Source organism: Bacillus sp. UNC41MFS5, assembly GCF_000686805.1.
In genome coordinates this window covers 73,272-87,758 of sequence record NZ_JMLP01000005.1, presented here as the reverse complement: position 1 = coordinate 87,758, position 14,487 = coordinate 73,272, and the positions used below count along the sequence as shown (strand labels likewise).

Sequence of the window (14,487 nt, the reverse complement as noted above, 5' to 3'; positions counted from 1 at the left end):
TTTTTTTGAAAAAATGCACTGTGAACAATAGGTAAATTTACTATCCACATTTTTTACTTCTTTTGGCCTGCATAAACATTTCACTTTATGCAAATATCGATTCATTGTACAGGTAAAAAGACGTACAAATAAAAACAGGAGTTACATGTCGTATGTAACTCCCCTCTTCTATTTATATATTTGCTTGCGCACGTAATGCCTCTACTTTGTCTGTACGCTCCCAAGGTAGGTCTACATCTGTACGGCCAAAGTGACCATAGGCTGCAGTTTGTTTGTAAATTGGACGGCGAAGATCCAACATGTTGATGATTCCAGCTGGGCGAAGGTCAAAGTTTTCACTAACAAGATCGACTAATGTATCTTCGCTTACTTTGCCAGTACCAAACGTATCAACTGCAATCGAAACAGGTCGTGCCACACCAATCGCATAAGCCAGCTGCACTTCACACTTTTCAGCAAGCCCTGCAGCGACGATGTTTTTAGCAACATAACGTGCTGCATATGCAGCGGAACGGTCCACTTTTGTAGGATCCTTACCTGAGAATGCACCACCGCCATGACGAGCATATCCGCCATACGTATCAACAATAATTTTACGGCCAGTTAAGCCTGCATCCCCTTGTGGTCCACCAATGACGAAACGGCCGGTTGGATTAATAAAATACTTTGTGTTCTCATCGATAAGTTCTTTTGGTACGACAGGGTTGATGACATATTCTTTCAAGTTACGTTGAATTTGCTCTAACGTCACTTCTGGATTGTGTTGCGTAGAAATAACAATGGTATCAATCCGTACCGGTTTATCGTTCTCATCATATTCCACCGTTACTTGGGTTTTTCCGTCTGGACGAAGGTAATCAAGAACATTATCTTTCCGCACTTCTGTTAATTTACGAGCAAGCTTATGTGCAAGTGAGATTGGAAGCGGCATAAGCTCTTTCGTTTCATTACATGCAAAACCAAACATTAAACCTTGGTCCCCTGCTCCAATTGCTTCGATTTGTTCATCAGACATTTGACCTTCACGGGCTTCCAAAGCTTGATCAACACCCATAGCGATGTCTGGAGACTGTTCATCAATAGATGTTAAAACGGCACATGTCTCGGAGTCAAAGCCATATTTCGCACGATCATAACCTATCCCTTTAATCGTTTCACGCACGATTTTTGGAATATCCACATATGTAGATGTTGTGATTTCCCCTGCAACTAACACTAATCCAGTTGTTACTGAAGTTTCAGCCGCAACACGAGCATTAGCATCCTTTGCTAAAATAGCATCTAAAATGGAATCAGAAATTTGGTCACAGATTTTATCAGGATGACCTTCAGTAACTGATTCAGAAGTGAACAAACGCGCGTTTCTTGACATCTGAATTCCTCCTATATTATGAGATCACGAGGTTTTTTTTCGAAGGTTACAGGTATACTTCTTAAACCTCGAGAATTTGATACGGTACTCATTCCCTTAGTATGTAATAAACAAAGGATTTTTATTAGAGACTCATTTCATAAAAGGACTTATACAAAACAAAAAACCTTACCATAGAGGAAAGGTTGTTTTCGGGCCTTTCGCTCTTATCGTTCAAGGCATTAGCCTTGCGTCAGATTAGCACCTTCGCACTTGAAAAGGACCTTTTAAAGTGGTTCATCTTTTCATACTGCAGGTTGCTGGGTTTCATTGGGCCTGTCCCTCCACCAGCTCAGGATAAGAGAGTATCCGTTCAACTTAGAATAATATCATACTGGATAACAATGTCAATGTATTTTTTAGAAATATCTTCCTCATCAAATGGGAAAAATACGGTGTAAGTCATTAAACCTTTTATAAATATTTTTTATATCTTCATTTAAAGTTTTAAAATATATAAATTCAGATAAATAGGATACATTAATTCAACTAATGTGTTATACTTTTTGTATTATAACAACATAAAAACTTAAATAAAGGAAGGTCTCATTAAATGAATTCTGTTGATACTCCTAATGAATTAAATCAATTGTTGAATGAAAGTCATGTTCATGTGCAATTATCTGTTCCTCAGTTAGTTGAAAAAGTCTTAACCCGTCATGAAGGGGCACTAACTTCAACGGGAGCAATTAGTGTCGCTACTGGTAAATATACTGGCCGGTCTCCACAGGATAAATTCATTGTTGTAGAAGATTCAACTAAAGATAAAATTGAATGGGGCACGACCAATCAACCAATTTCAGAGCCGGTTTTCACAAAGCTTTATCAAAAGGTCATTAATTATTTACAACAGAAAAATGAGATCTTTGTTTTTAAAGGCTTTGCTGGTGCCGATAAAAAATCGCGTTTACCTATCCAGGTTGTAAATGAATTAGCATGGCAAAATTTATTTGTACACCAGTTATTTATTCGCCCAACTGAAGAAGAGCTACTTGATCATGGTGATGGTTTTACCGTTATTTCTGCCCCTAATTTCAAGGCCGATCCAGCAATCGATGGTACGAATTCGGAAGCCTTTGTTATTATCTCATTTGAGAAAAGAATTGTTTTAATCGGTGGAACAGAATACGCAGGCGAGATGAAGAAGTCTATTTTCTCGGTCATGAACTATCTACTTCCTGAAAATAATATTTTTTCCATGCACTGTTCTGCAAATGTTGGCCTTGAAGGCGATGTTGCATTATTCTTTGGCTTATCCGGAACTGGAAAAACCACCTTATCAGCGGATCCAAATCGTCGATTAATTGGCGATGATGAGCACGGCTGGTCATCCACTGGTGTCTTTAATATCGAGGGAGGCTGCTATGCAAAATGTATTAATCTTTCTCGTGAAAAAGAGCCACAAATTTTTGATGCGATTCGCTTTGGAACGGTATTGGAAAATGTTACTTTGAATCAGGAATCCAGAATACCTGATTATGATGATGGCACATTAACAGAAAATACACGTGCCGCTTATCCGATTCATGCGATTGATAATATTGTTCAACCAAGTATTGCTGGTCATCCAAACACTATCATTTTCTTGACTGCTGACGCTTTTGGTGTATTGCCTCCTATTTCAAAACTAACTAAGGAACAAGCAATGTATCATTTTTTAAGTGGTTATACTTCAAAGCTAGCCGGAACAGAGCGTGGAATAACCTCACCACAAGCTACCTTCTCTACCTGCTTTGGTGCACCATTCTTGCCGCTGCCTGCAACCCGATACGCAGAAATGTTAGGTGAAAAGATTCTTGAGCACAATGCGAATGTATTTCTTGTGAATACAGGCTGGACCGGCGGTGAATATGGAGTCGGTAATCGGATGAAACTTTCCTATACTCGCGCTATGATCCAGGCGGCGCTTGAAGGGGAACTAAATCATGTAGAAACAACCAAGGATAAAATTTTCGGCTTAAATATTCCTCTTCATATTGCTGGAGTACCAGATGAAGTCCTTCAACCTAGTAAAACATGGTCTGATCCGTTTGCTTATGAAAAGAAGGCTGTAGAATTAGCCACACAGTTCCGAGAAAACTTCAAAAAATTCACGAACGTCTCAGTAGAAATAGAACAAAAAGGCGGACCAATTGCATAAGCGAAAAGCGCCCAATATATTCTAAAAGCCCATATCATTTCGATATGGGCTTTTAATATATCATTAGTTCGTTGAATTTAATGAAATTAATTGATAAGTGATGGTCGTGCTGTTATTCTGCAGCTCGACTTTTTTTATTAATGCAGTACCACTTGAATCACTATCCATTGTTTTTCTTACATCAATCGGAATCTCAATGGGATAAAGTCTGTACCCTTCTTTTTCTAATGTGAAGACATTTTCCTCTACTCGTAGTTCTCTTCCTTTTGTCACAATCATCGTATTTAACTCAAGAGGCATACCCATATCTCTAATCCGCTCCTCTGCTTGTTTTACCTATATATTAACATCTTTTACGCTGACTTTTCATCCACTTTGATAAATCTGTAACCACTTTTCTATTTACTTCAGGAGGGAAGTAATGTGTAAACTCATCAAAATACCAACAATCTACCGGCTTATCTAATACTCTAAGCCTTCTTTCCAATCGATAGGCGTGCTCGACTGAGACATTATCATCGTTTACACCATGGATAATCAGGACTGGAGCAGCCAGTTTCTCTAGGGTATATAGAGGGGTTCTGTCTTGATAACGTTTCGGATATTTTTGTGGAGTCCCGCCAATCACTCGTTTCATCATTCTTCGTAAGTCTTTCCGCTCCATATAGGTAAGGGACATATCACTGACTCCTCCCCAGGTGACTACAGACGCAGTTTCAGGGAATTCGATCCCAGTCAAAAGTGCCATCACTCCACCGCGCGAGAACCCAAAAATATGTATGTTAAGAACACTTGGCAAAGATTTTAACAGCAAAAAGGCCGCAAACGCATCTTCCCGATCGTTCCCGGCAAAATCCTCATTACCCTCACCACCTTGATTGCCACGATAATAAGGGGCAAAAACAATGAAACCTTCAGCGGCAAACTGGGCAATCCTTGCTGGTCGAACTTTGCCTACATTTTTGATGCCTCCGCGTAAATAAAGGAATCCATCATACTCACCTTTTCCAATGGGTTCCGCCAACATTCCTTTGACTCTTAAACCATTGGAAAGGTAGGTGATGACCTTTAATTCAACAGTTGGATTTGGAGAAGGAAAACGCATGATCTCAACGATTTTTCCTTCAAGGCTTTGGTTCATCTGCACAACTTCCCTCTTTTTGTAAAATTTATAACAATAAGGCATTCACACATTTTTCTCCCCTTCATACGATATCTTAGGCAATTAGCCCAGATTTTTTATGAAATATAAGGAGGCTTTCTTCATGAAAAAATCATTAAAATTCAGTTTCTCCTTTCTGCTCATCACTATACTCATGTTTTCACTTGTCGCTTGTAATAGCACCACAAAAAATGAAACGAAGAAAATTGAAAAGGTTCGTATCGCTGAAGTTACTAGGTCCATATTCTATGCCCCACAGTATGTTGCTCTAGCAAAAGGATTTTTCAAGGCTGAAGGTTTAGATGTGACGCTAACAACAACGCCAGGCGGCGACAAAACCATGACTACATTAATTTCCGGAGGAGCTGACGTTGCTCTGGTTGGATCAGAGACCTCGATTTATGTATATGCGCAAGGCGCAAACGATCCTGTTATTAATTTTGCGCAATTAACTCAGACAGATGGTACATTCCTCGTTTCTAGAGAAAAAATAGAGAATTTCTCATGGGATCTCCTTAAAGGAAAAACCTTCTTAGGTCAACGTAAAGGCGGCATGCCACAAATGGTTGGCGAGTTTGTTTTAAAGAAGCATGGTATTGATCCGCATAAAGATTTGAACTTAATTCAGAACATTGATTTTGCTAATATTGCCAATGCTTTTGCCTCAGGAACGGGCGAATTTGTTCAATTATTTGAACCAACTGCCAGTATTTTTGAAAAAGAAGGCAAAGGTCATATTGTCGCCTCCTTCGGGAAAGAATCTGGCCACGTTCCATATACCACGTTTATGTCCAAAGAGAGTTATATGAATGAAAATAAAGAAACGATCGAAAAGTTTACTAGAGCTATTTACAAAGCACAACAGTGGGTTGAATCCCATAGTGCCGAAGAAATTGCCAAAGCGGTCGAATCATTTTTCCCAGACACAGACTTAGCAATTATGACCACCGTTGTGGATCGCTATAAAAGTCAAGGTTCCTTTGCCACAGATCCAATTCTCGACCAAGCCGAATGGGATAATCTTCAGAACATCATGAATGAAGCGGGAGAACTACCAAAAGAAGTAGACCATCAAACACTTGTTAACACAAAGGTAGCTGAAAAAATTATTAACGAATAAAGGAAAGGGAGGCCGTCTCCATGAGTTTTTTGTCCGTTCAAAATATTCATCATACCTATTTTACCAAAGCCTCGGCTGCCACGGCCCTCTCCGATATTTCATTAACCGTTGAGGAGGGAGAGTTTGTCTCCCTTCTCGGCCCTAGCGGCTGTGGTAAGACGACTCTGCTTTCCATTATCTCTAGTTTGCTTAAACCAACACAAGGTACGGTCTTGTTAGAGAATAAGCCTGTAACAACCGCCAAAAACCAAATCGGTTACATGCTCCAGCAAGATTATTTGTTTCCATGGAAAACGATTGAAGAGAATATCCTGTTAGGTCTGAAATTATCGAAGCAGTTGAATGACCAAACAAGATCGACGGCCCTTGGCCTGTTAGAGCAAATCGGATTAACTGGTGTGGAAAAACAACTGCCACGACAGTTATCTGGGGGGATGAGGCAGCGGGTAGCGCTTGTCCGAACCCTCGCAACAGAACCAAAACTGCTTATGCTTGATGAGCCCTTTTCAGCTCTCGACTATCAAACAAAATTGAACTTGGAGGACCTAGTCTCACGAACATTAGATGAATTTGGCAAAACCGCCATTCTAGTGACACATGATATTGGTGAGGCTATAGCCATGAGTGACCGGGTCTATTTGCTTTCACCAAGTCCCGGAAGGATATATAAAATATTTACGATGCCAGATGAACTAAGAAAGATCTCCCCGTTTGAAGCCAGAAATCATGAAGCATTTTCAAGTATCTTTCAAACCATATGGAAGGAGTTGGAGTCACTTGAGCGAGAAAAAGAATAAGCTGGAACTCCTCCATAGAAACTATATTCAATCGTTGAAAGTGGAAAAAAGATGGGTTAGATTTTATCAAGCGATTATTTTTATCGTCTTTTTCGCAAGTTGGGAATTTTCTAGTCAAAAACAGTGGATTGACCCGCTTCTTTTCAGTTCTCCATCGAAAATTTGGAACTTGCTTCTGGAAAAGATTAACGATGGAACATTAGTCAACCATATTGGGGTGACCTTAACAGAAACTGTCCTAGGATTTATTCTTGGCACACTTCTTGGCACGATATTAGCGGCTATTCTCTGGTGGTCACCAATGATTTCAAGGGTGCTAGATCCTTATCTAGTCATCTTAAATGCCATGCCCAAGGTCGCATTAGGGCCGATCTTGATTGTTGCGCTAGGACCAGGATATCCATCAATTATTGCCATGGGTGCGATTATCTCCATTATCATTACCACTATCGTTGTTTATACCTCATTCAAAGAGGTGGATCCGAATTATCTAAAAGTGCTCCAAACTTTCGGAGCCACCCGTTTGCAATGCTTCAAGGAAGCGATCCTCCCTGCTAGTTTTCCGACGATTATATCTACCTTAAAGGTCAATGTCGGCTTATCATGGGTCGGCGTTATTGTTGGGGAATTCCTTGTATCCTCGAGAGGGCTTGGCTACATGATCATCTATGGCTTCCAAGTATTTAATTTTACCCTCGTTTTCTTATCACTCATGATTATTGCCGTATTTGCCACCATTATGTACCAACTCGTTGAATTACTCGAGAAAAAACTTATCAAGGAATAGCAGATATAGAAAAGCGGAGGCGCCTTGATCAGGGGCTTATGACCCCGAGCCCCTAGGCGCTGGAGCAAGACAATGTCTGCTATTCCATTTCACTTTTTAACTTTTGTATAACTTTCACACATTGCTCAACAACCTGATCTTTCATAATAAAGCTGTACGTATCTCCAAAGCGCTGTGATAATATATCACCCTGAACTAGCACGGGGCCATTGGTTTCATAGTAATCAGATGTTTGCTCTACCCTTTTAACTTTCCCCCAAAAGACAGATTTCACAAAAGATTTCGGTGGGTCATAAATTTTATACTCAGCTAAAAATTTAAGCTCAGCTAATAGTGCACCTGTCTCTTCATAGGCCTCTCGTCGCGCTGCCTCTTCGAGAGTTTCACTTGATTCCATTTTACCTCCTGGAAATTCAAGGCCTCTTTGTTTATGGTTCGTCAACAACCATTCATCTCCATGTTGGCAGATGACTAACACATGTTTTGCCTTCTCTTGGAAAGAATTTGGTCTAAAAGACAGTTCAACTTTATTCCCATTTGCATCTAAAAAATGTATCATTCTATATTCCGCCTCAACATTTGTTGCTCTTATTATAATCAAAAAAAGAAAAATCCTAAAGGAAGGATTTTTCTTACAAGTTACTTTGTTAAAATATATTCTATTTTACTTTGGTAATATATTCATGCTTTCAATGTGGCTTTTTGCTTCTTCATCACCCAACTTATGCAGCATTCCATACACTTGTTGGAGCGTATTATCATAGGCATCATTTTCACGGTCGTAATGATACTCGACATATGGAACATGGGCTCGAAAGAAGTTCTTCCATTCGGTTGAATAATTTTGATTAAAAAGTTCTCGCAGTTGAGTAATTTCTTCATCGCTTGCTTGGATTTTATAACTCCAAGTTGAACTTGTTGCACTTTGCGAAATTTCTCCGCTCCCTACATCAATATAATAGGTTTTCTTTTGCTCATCCATTATGTCATCCCCTTTTACTCATTAGTAATTTGCAAATAGAAAAAATTTATTCTCTGCCAAATTTCGATTCATTTTTTAGAAATGAATACGATATAATAAACATACAACTGAAGAAACAGACTTTTCTGTCAATTTACAAAAAAGGAAGTTAGAATTATTTTATCCTTAAAAGGGAAAAGAATATAACAAGGAGGTGTACTAAATGAAATTAGTCGATGAATTGTATGAAATGTACCGTAATAAGTTAACCGGTGACGAAGAGGATATCGATATGCTCGCATTTGCCTTTCTAGAAGAAATGTCACATGAGGATTTACTTGCATTAATCCAAGACATGGATAAACAGGAATTATATAATCTAATGGGCATTTATTTAATTGAAAGTTTAAAAGGTAAATTTGCCCAAGAAGAGTACGGCCAGCATCGCACGAATACTTATCATCCTCGAAATATTCATTGATTATACATAATAGTGTAGAAACGGAAGCCAATACAGAGGGCTTCCCTTTTTCGTTTCTCAACAAAACATCAAATCATGATACAATAGAGGAAAAAAAGGAGGCCGCCTACACAAATGTATGTAGTAGCCGTAATTTGTATTATTATTGTTTTCGTAGTTCTATTTCTAGCCGTGGGCACCACTTCTAAAGCCTACAATTATAAACATACGGTAGACCCATTAGAAAATAACCCACATCTTGATCAGGAAAAAAATCAGGATGAAAAGAAAGCTTAAAAAAATTCCTATTCACGTCGAATAGGAATTTTTTTAAAAATAATCATGCAAAAACTTGCTTGAGGTCTTCTTTGCTTTGCTCGAGCCAGAAACGCATTAAACGCTTGGCACCTTCTAGGTCATGCAGTTTTGCTTGACCACATTGTCTTTCATTCGCAGCAGGAATTTCAATAATTTCAAGGGCATCTTTCATTGTATCTTCCATAAGATCAATGATTTCCTCCACAGTAGGTTCGCCGCTAACGACTAGGTAATAACCTGTTTGGCAGCCCATTGGTGAAATATCGATAATATCGAAGTGGTCATACTTCTCAGAATGCTTACGAAGATTAAAAGCAAGCAAGTGCTCTAATGTATGAATCACATCTGGTTTCATTGCTTGTTTATTGGGCTGGCAAAAACGAATATCATATTTATTAACAACACCGTCACTACCAACTTTGTGAACACCACAATGTCTCACATAAGGGGCTTTAACAGCGTTATGATCTAAATCAAAGCTTTCAACTGAAGGCATCGAAATCACTCCTTTTTTTATCTACTAGTATCATACAATAAATTCCGAGTTTTTTCATCTACTTACATTTATTTAACAATTTAGACGTTACTATTAAATTATGGTATGTTGTAGATAATTGTAATAAAGGAGTGTTCCGAATGGTAAAAAATTTTTTCCTTGCTATTATTCGTTTTTATCAAGTTGTGATCTCACCATTAAAACCACCCACCTGCCGATTTTATCCGACATGTTCTCATTATGGGGTAGAAGCTATTCAACGGTATGGTGCCTTAAAAGGCGGTTGGCTTACGGTCAAAAGGATATCGAAATGTCATCCGTTTCATCCGGGAGGGTTGGACCCAGTTCCCGAGAAGGATTCACATTAATTCTTATAACCATCCACAATAAGATCCAGTTTCCCTGTCTTAGGGTCAATGACTAAGCCATGCACAGGAACATCCTTCGGCATTAACGGATGATTTTTAATAATTCCTACGCTGTGTTCTACACTTTCGGTAACATTGTCAAACCCATGCAGCCATTCTTTTATATTAATCCCTGAATATGTAAGCGTATCGATCGTTTCCTCCGATATTCCCCGCTCTTTCATGTTTTCAATTACTGGTTCTGCCTTCATACCGCTCATCCCGCAATCATAATGAGCAATCACCAAAACCTCTTGAGCCTTTAATTGATAAAGTGCAATCAATATACTTCTCATCACACTGCCAAATGGGTGTGAGATTAAGGCACCAGCATCTTTGATTATTTTCGCATCGCCATTTCCCAAGTTCAATGCTTTGGGTAATAGTTCGAGCAGCCTTGTATCCATACACGTTAGGATGACCATTCGTTTATTCGGGAATTTGGTTGTTTCATACTTTTCATACTCATGGTCTTCCACAAATTTTTCATTAAAGTCTAGAAGCTCATTCAGCAATTTTGAATTATTCAAGTTAACCACCCTTCCTTTTTTCTATCTAAGCATACATAATATTTGATGAAGAAACAAAATTTAATACTTGCTTTTGAAGAAAAAATTTTGTAAGATACTAATGGAAATCGGAATCGTTCCGTATTATGTAGTTTTATTATTTCAGAATTCAAAAAAATTTTCGAAAATAAATCGTAATAAATCCGATTTATAAACATATGAAGGAGTTCCTATGAAAAAAATCATCCTTATCCTATCTATTTTATTACCATTAAGTCTGCTGATGTCTGCGTGTTCAAATGGTAAAGAACAAGTACAAAAAAAGAAGGACCAATTAACCATATATACCACTGTATTTCCACTTCAATACTTTACATCACAAATAGGTGGAAAATATGTAAATGTTAACACGATCTATCCACCTGGGGCAGATGAACATACATTTGAACCTTCCCAAAAAGATATGATGAGGTTAGCTGATTCAGACTTATTTTTCTACATCGGGCTTGGGCTTGAAGGGTTTGTAGAAAAATCAAAAGAAACTTTGAAAAATGAGCATGTCAAACTAGTGCCTACCGCAGAGGACATTAATCTCCCAAAATCGACCGAAACACATGTTGAGGAGGAAGAGCATCATGAAACAGATGCAGATGTTAACCCACATGTATGGCTTGACCCCATTTATTCTAAGGAAATGGCAGCTGTCATTCGTGATGCATTAATTAAACAGATGCCGGAGCACAAAGACCTATTCAATAAAAATTTTCAACAACTTGCCCTTAAGTTAGATGAACTTAATACCAATTATAAACAGACAATTACAAAGGCAAAACATAAAAAGATCATCGTTACACATGCAGCATTTGGTTACTGGGAAAAACGATATGGAATTGAACAGATTAGCATTTCAGGGCTATCGACTGCTAATGAACCTACCCAAAAGGAGTTAGAAAAGATCATTTCCATTGCTGAGGATGAAGGATTGCACTATATGATGTTTGAACAAAATGTCCAATCGAAACTTGGAAACATCGTTCAAAAAGAAATTGGAGCTAAAGCATTACCTATTCATAACCTTGCAATATTATCGAAAGACAATATTAAAAACAAAGAAACATATTTTTCATTAATGAATCAAAATCTTAAATCATTAAAAACAGCTTTAAACAACTAAATAGATGAGGAAATGAACCAGGTCTACAACTGGTTCATTTTTTATTAACATCCTTCACCTCAAAAAATAATGGTATCTTTCCATTGCAAGACTTGCTGAAGTCGTTTCTCGTTAATCTCAAAACCGATTCCAGGACTCGATGGTACGGCTACAGAACCGTTTTGAACGTTTACTTCAGGAGTTATGATATCCTCTTCCCAAAAGCGATTGGATGAAGAAATATCCCCTGGGATTGAAAAGCCTGGTAAGGAAGCTAGTGAAATATTATGGGCCCGGGATATTCCGAATTCAATCATCCCCCCACACCAGACAGGTATCCCCTTTTCAAAGCAAAAGTCATGAATACGTTTCGCTTCATTCAACCCACCAACCCTGCCCACTTTAATATTAATCACTTTGCAACTTCCGAACTCGATTGCTTTTCGGGCATCATCAAAACTGCAAATACTTTCATCTAAGCAAATCGGTGTTTTGATTTCCTTTTGAAGCAACGCGTGTTCAAGAATATCATCAAAGCTGAGAGGCTGCTCAATCATCATTAAATTGAAGTCATCGAGAGCTTTAATTCGATCAATATCAGCTAATGTATAGGCAGAATTCGCATCTGCCATGATTGCCAGGTCAGGATACTCACAGCGAATCTCAGATAGTAAAGAATAGTCTAGTTTTGGACTAATTTTTACTTTAATGCGCTGATACCCTTCCTGAAGATATCGGTCAATCTGTCGGAGTGCGTTTGTGGTGGAATCTGTCGCCACCACGACACCTGAAGCAACAATCGAACGTGTACCTTCAAGCGTTTTTGATAATGTCTGTGAAGTACTCTTCGCATATAAATCCCATAAAGCAGTTTCTAAAGCGGCTTTAGCCATATTGTTCCTTCGTACTGAACTAAAAAGCTGTGACACTTGGCCAGGATGATCGATTGGATTTTTTTGAAGTAGTGGAATTAGAATATCAGTTATCATATGTAAACTTGTTTTAACTGTTTCTTCTGTATACCACGGAGTCGAAAAAGCAACTCCCTCACCGAATCCTGAAACACCATCTGAATTGTTTATTTTAATGATAATCCCCTCACGCACCTCTACCGCCCCTAAATGGGTCAGAAACGGGTCCTTTAATGGCATTTCAATGACATTTATCTCGATGGAGGTTAACTTAATCAATGGTGATGCCCTCCTTTACCCACTCACGGAGCTCCCTGCGAAGTAGTTTTTTGGAGGCATTTCTAGGCAGTTCCTTCGTAAAATAAAATGCTTTTGGCACTTTATATTTGGCCAATTTCTGTTGGCAAAATTGCTTAAGTTCTTCTCCCGAAAGGTTCGCTCCGCTTCTTGTCACAATAAAGGCTATCGGTATCTGTCCCCACTCCTCATCCTCTGTATGTGTCACACCTGCCTCGCTCACATTAGGGTGTGACAGTAATGCAGCTTCTATTTCTGCGGGGTAAATATTTTCTCCCCCTGAAATGATTAAGTCTGAACGCCGGTCGAGGACATATAAGAATCCCTCTTCGTCTAGGTAACCAATATCACCGGTGTAAAACCAACCATTCCTGAACTTCTCTTTTGTAACATCCGTACGAAATAAATAGCCAGGAGTAACATTGGGTCCTTTAATGACAATTTCTCCTGGGATATCCGATGGAACCTCTTCTCCATCCTCAGTAACGATCTGAATTTGTGAGGGAAACAATGGCTTCCCTGCAGAACCCAGCCTTGTCAAACTGTATTCGGGTGCAAGGGTAACGATTTGCGAGGAGGATTCAGTCATACCATAGGTTTGGAATACAGGAATATCCTTTTCGACACATGCTTCGAGTAATGGTAATGGTGCGGGTCCACCTCCAAGAAGCATACAGCGGAATTGTTTTGGGAGGCGGCGTTCTTGAAGAGCTTCAACGATTCTTGTCAGCGTGGTTCCAACAACAGACATAATCGTCACCCTCTTGTCATGGATATCTGCAATTATCCTTTCCACATCAAAATGGTCATGAAGAACAATTGGCATGCCATAAATGACACTGCGCATTAAAATGGAAAACCCACTAATATGGAACAATGGAACATTACAGAGCCAGCAATCCCCGTCGATTAAGCCTAAATTTAAGGCTGAACCCACCGAACTCCACCAGTGATTACCATAGGTTTGGATGACCCCTTTGGGATTACCTGTGGTTCCTGATGTATACATAATGGTACATATATCGGCCAGCGATATTTCTTCCTTGATTTTCGGCACATGTGTGGCACTGGAAAATATATCGTCTTTTGTTAAGGTATTTAGCGATGGGATTTGTTTATTTATGAAAGTTTTTGTTTCATTAAAAGAATCATCAAGAATTAATGAAACCGCCTTTGAATCGTTAAGCTGCCAGGAAAGTTCCGATGGAGAGAGGCGGTTATTCAGTATCACGGATCTAACTCCTAAAAACTGCAGGGCAAATAATATGACAACTGTATCAATATTGTTTTTTAATAAAACACCAACATAGTGGTCTTCTTGAACACCTAATCCTTGTAGTTTCCCAGCAACCTGATAAGAACGTTGATAGAGTTGTTTAAAGGTTACTACTTCTTCATGAAAATAAATGGCAGTTCGTGCTGGGGTTAGAAACGCTCTTTTCTTCAAAAAATTAGGCATCATTTCGTTCTGCATAACGGTTCACCTTTCTTCCTTTGTTTAACACAGCCTCGCCTTCCTATCAAAAACAGCCTGATGGAAACCATCCATCAAGCTGCA

At 38.9% G+C, this 14,487-nt stretch carries 17 protein-coding genes and 1 riboswitch; of the genes, 8 read left to right on the top strand and 9 right to left on the bottom strand.

Annotated elements, in window-relative coordinates:
* Window positions 1–172: 172 nt before the first annotated feature.
* On the bottom strand, window positions 173–1,372 hold the full coding sequence (gene metK / locus BR30_RS0100495) for a methionine adenosyltransferase (RefSeq protein ID WP_026563238.1): 1,200 nt from the start codon (window positions 1,370–1,372) through the stop codon (window positions 173–175).
* Between the two features lie 203 nt (window positions 1,373–1,575).
* Window positions 1,576–1,715: riboswitch (SAM riboswitch) on the bottom strand.
* A gap of 249 nt (window positions 1,716–1,964) precedes the next feature.
* Here metK and pckA point away from each other — a divergent pair.
* Entirely contained in the window at window positions 1,965–3,551 is a 1,587-nt protein-coding gene (gene pckA / locus BR30_RS0100490) for a phosphoenolpyruvate carboxykinase (ATP) (RefSeq protein ID WP_026563237.1), read from the top strand.
* Between the two features lie 63 nt (window positions 3,552–3,614).
* Here the strand turns inward: pckA and BR30_RS0100485 are convergent, their stop codons facing one another.
* Entirely contained in the window at window positions 3,615–3,857 is a 243-nt protein-coding gene (locus tag BR30_RS0100485) for a DUF2584 domain-containing protein (protein ID WP_026563236.1), read from the bottom strand.
* Window positions 3,858–3,894: 37 nt separating this feature from the next.
* Window positions 3,895–4,692 (bottom strand): alpha/beta hydrolase family protein, encoded by a 798-nt coding sequence (locus tag BR30_RS0100480; protein WP_026563235.1) that lies wholly within the window; start codon window positions 4,690–4,692, stop codon window positions 3,895–3,897.
* A 175-nt stretch (window positions 4,693–4,867) separates the two neighbouring features.
* On the opposite strand from BR30_RS0100480, the gene BR30_RS0100475 reads away from it, so the two are divergent.
* Genes BR30_RS0100475 through BR30_RS0100465 form a run of 3 tightly spaced genes read left to right on the top strand, consistent with a single transcriptional unit; the run spans window position 4,868 to window position 7,417 of the window.
* Complete coding sequence (locus BR30_RS0100475) at window positions 4,868–5,833, top strand: ABC transporter substrate-binding protein (protein ID WP_442852953.1); 966 nt, start codon at window positions 4,868–4,870, stop codon at window positions 5,831–5,833.
* Window positions 5,834–5,853: 20 nt separating this feature from the next.
* Window positions 5,854–6,630, top strand: a complete 777-nt coding sequence (locus tag BR30_RS0100470; RefSeq protein WP_026563233.1) for an ABC transporter ATP-binding protein — start codon at window positions 5,854–5,856, stop codon at window positions 6,628–6,630.
* Complete coding sequence (locus BR30_RS0100465; RefSeq protein ID WP_026563232.1) at window positions 6,611–7,417, top strand: ABC transporter permease; 807 nt, start codon at window positions 6,611–6,613, stop codon at window positions 7,415–7,417. The genes BR30_RS0100470 and BR30_RS0100465 overlap by 20 nt, the downstream gene beginning before the upstream one ends.
* 79 nt (window positions 7,418–7,496) lie before the next feature.
* On the opposite strand, the gene ytkD is transcribed toward BR30_RS0100465, so the two are convergent.
* Together ytkD and BR30_RS0100455 are read right to left on the bottom strand one after the other, a co-directional pair.
* Window positions 7,497–7,976 (bottom strand): RNA deprotection pyrophosphohydrolase, encoded by a 480-nt coding sequence (gene ytkD / locus BR30_RS0100460; RefSeq protein WP_026563231.1) that lies wholly within the window; start codon window positions 7,974–7,976, stop codon window positions 7,497–7,499.
* Window positions 7,977–8,081: 105 nt separating this feature from the next.
* Window positions 8,082–8,399 (bottom strand): hypothetical protein, encoded by a 318-nt coding sequence (locus tag BR30_RS0100455; protein ID WP_035444912.1) that lies wholly within the window; start codon window positions 8,397–8,399, stop codon window positions 8,082–8,084.
* 202 nt (window positions 8,400–8,601) lie between these two features.
* On the opposite strand from BR30_RS0100455, the gene BR30_RS0100450 reads away from it, so the two are divergent.
* Both BR30_RS0100450 and ytzI read left to right on the top strand, forming a co-directional pair.
* Window positions 8,602–8,859 carry a DUF6154 family protein gene (locus BR30_RS0100450; protein ID WP_026563229.1) on the top strand — a complete coding sequence of 86 codons (258 nt, stop codon included), beginning with the start codon at window positions 8,602–8,604 and terminating at the stop codon, window positions 8,857–8,859.
* A gap of 114 nt (window positions 8,860–8,973) precedes the next feature.
* The gene (gene ytzI, locus BR30_RS35530; RefSeq protein WP_081825308.1) at window positions 8,974–9,135 is read left to right on the top strand and encodes a YtzI protein; all 162 of its coding nucleotides are present in this window, start codon (window positions 8,974–8,976) and stop codon (window positions 9,133–9,135) included.
* 43 nt (window positions 9,136–9,178) lie between these two features.
* On the opposite strand, the gene BR30_RS0100440 is transcribed toward ytzI, so the two are convergent.
* Complete coding sequence (locus tag BR30_RS0100440; protein WP_026563228.1) at window positions 9,179–9,652, bottom strand: S-ribosylhomocysteine lyase; 474 nt, start codon at window positions 9,650–9,652, stop codon at window positions 9,179–9,181.
* A 140-nt stretch (window positions 9,653–9,792) separates the two neighbouring features.
* Here BR30_RS0100440 and yidD point away from each other — a divergent pair, with 140 nt between their 5' ends.
* Entirely contained in the window at window positions 9,793–10,020 is a 228-nt protein-coding gene (yidD, locus tag BR30_RS0100435; protein WP_026563227.1) for a membrane protein insertion efficiency factor YidD, read from the top strand.
* Here the strand turns inward: yidD and BR30_RS0100430 are convergent.
* Complete coding sequence (locus BR30_RS0100430; RefSeq protein ID WP_035444911.1) at window positions 10,017–10,589, bottom strand: beta-class carbonic anhydrase; 573 nt, start codon at window positions 10,587–10,589, stop codon at window positions 10,017–10,019. The two genes, yidD and BR30_RS0100430, sit on opposite strands and share 4 nt — an antisense overlap.
* Window positions 10,590–10,800: 211 nt before the next feature.
* Between BR30_RS0100430 and BR30_RS0100425 the strand changes: the two genes are divergently transcribed.
* Window positions 10,801–11,742 (top strand): metal ABC transporter solute-binding protein, Zn/Mn family, encoded by a 942-nt coding sequence (locus BR30_RS0100425; protein ID WP_026563225.1) that lies wholly within the window; start codon window positions 10,801–10,803, stop codon window positions 11,740–11,742.
* Between the two features lie 59 nt (window positions 11,743–11,801).
* On the opposite strand, the gene menC is transcribed toward BR30_RS0100425, so the two are convergent.
* The gene (gene menC / locus BR30_RS0100420; protein WP_026563224.1) at window positions 11,802–12,911 is read right to left on the bottom strand and encodes an o-succinylbenzoate synthase; all 1,110 of its coding nucleotides are present in this window, start codon (window positions 12,909–12,911) and stop codon (window positions 11,802–11,804) included.
* Window positions 12,904–14,403: an o-succinylbenzoate--CoA ligase gene (locus tag BR30_RS0100415; protein ID WP_026563223.1), complete on the bottom strand. Its 1,500-nt coding sequence runs from the start codon at window positions 14,401–14,403 to the stop codon at window positions 12,904–12,906. The genes menC and BR30_RS0100415 overlap by 8 nt, the downstream gene beginning before the upstream one ends.
* Between the last annotated feature and the right edge of the window lie 84 nt (window positions 14,404–14,487).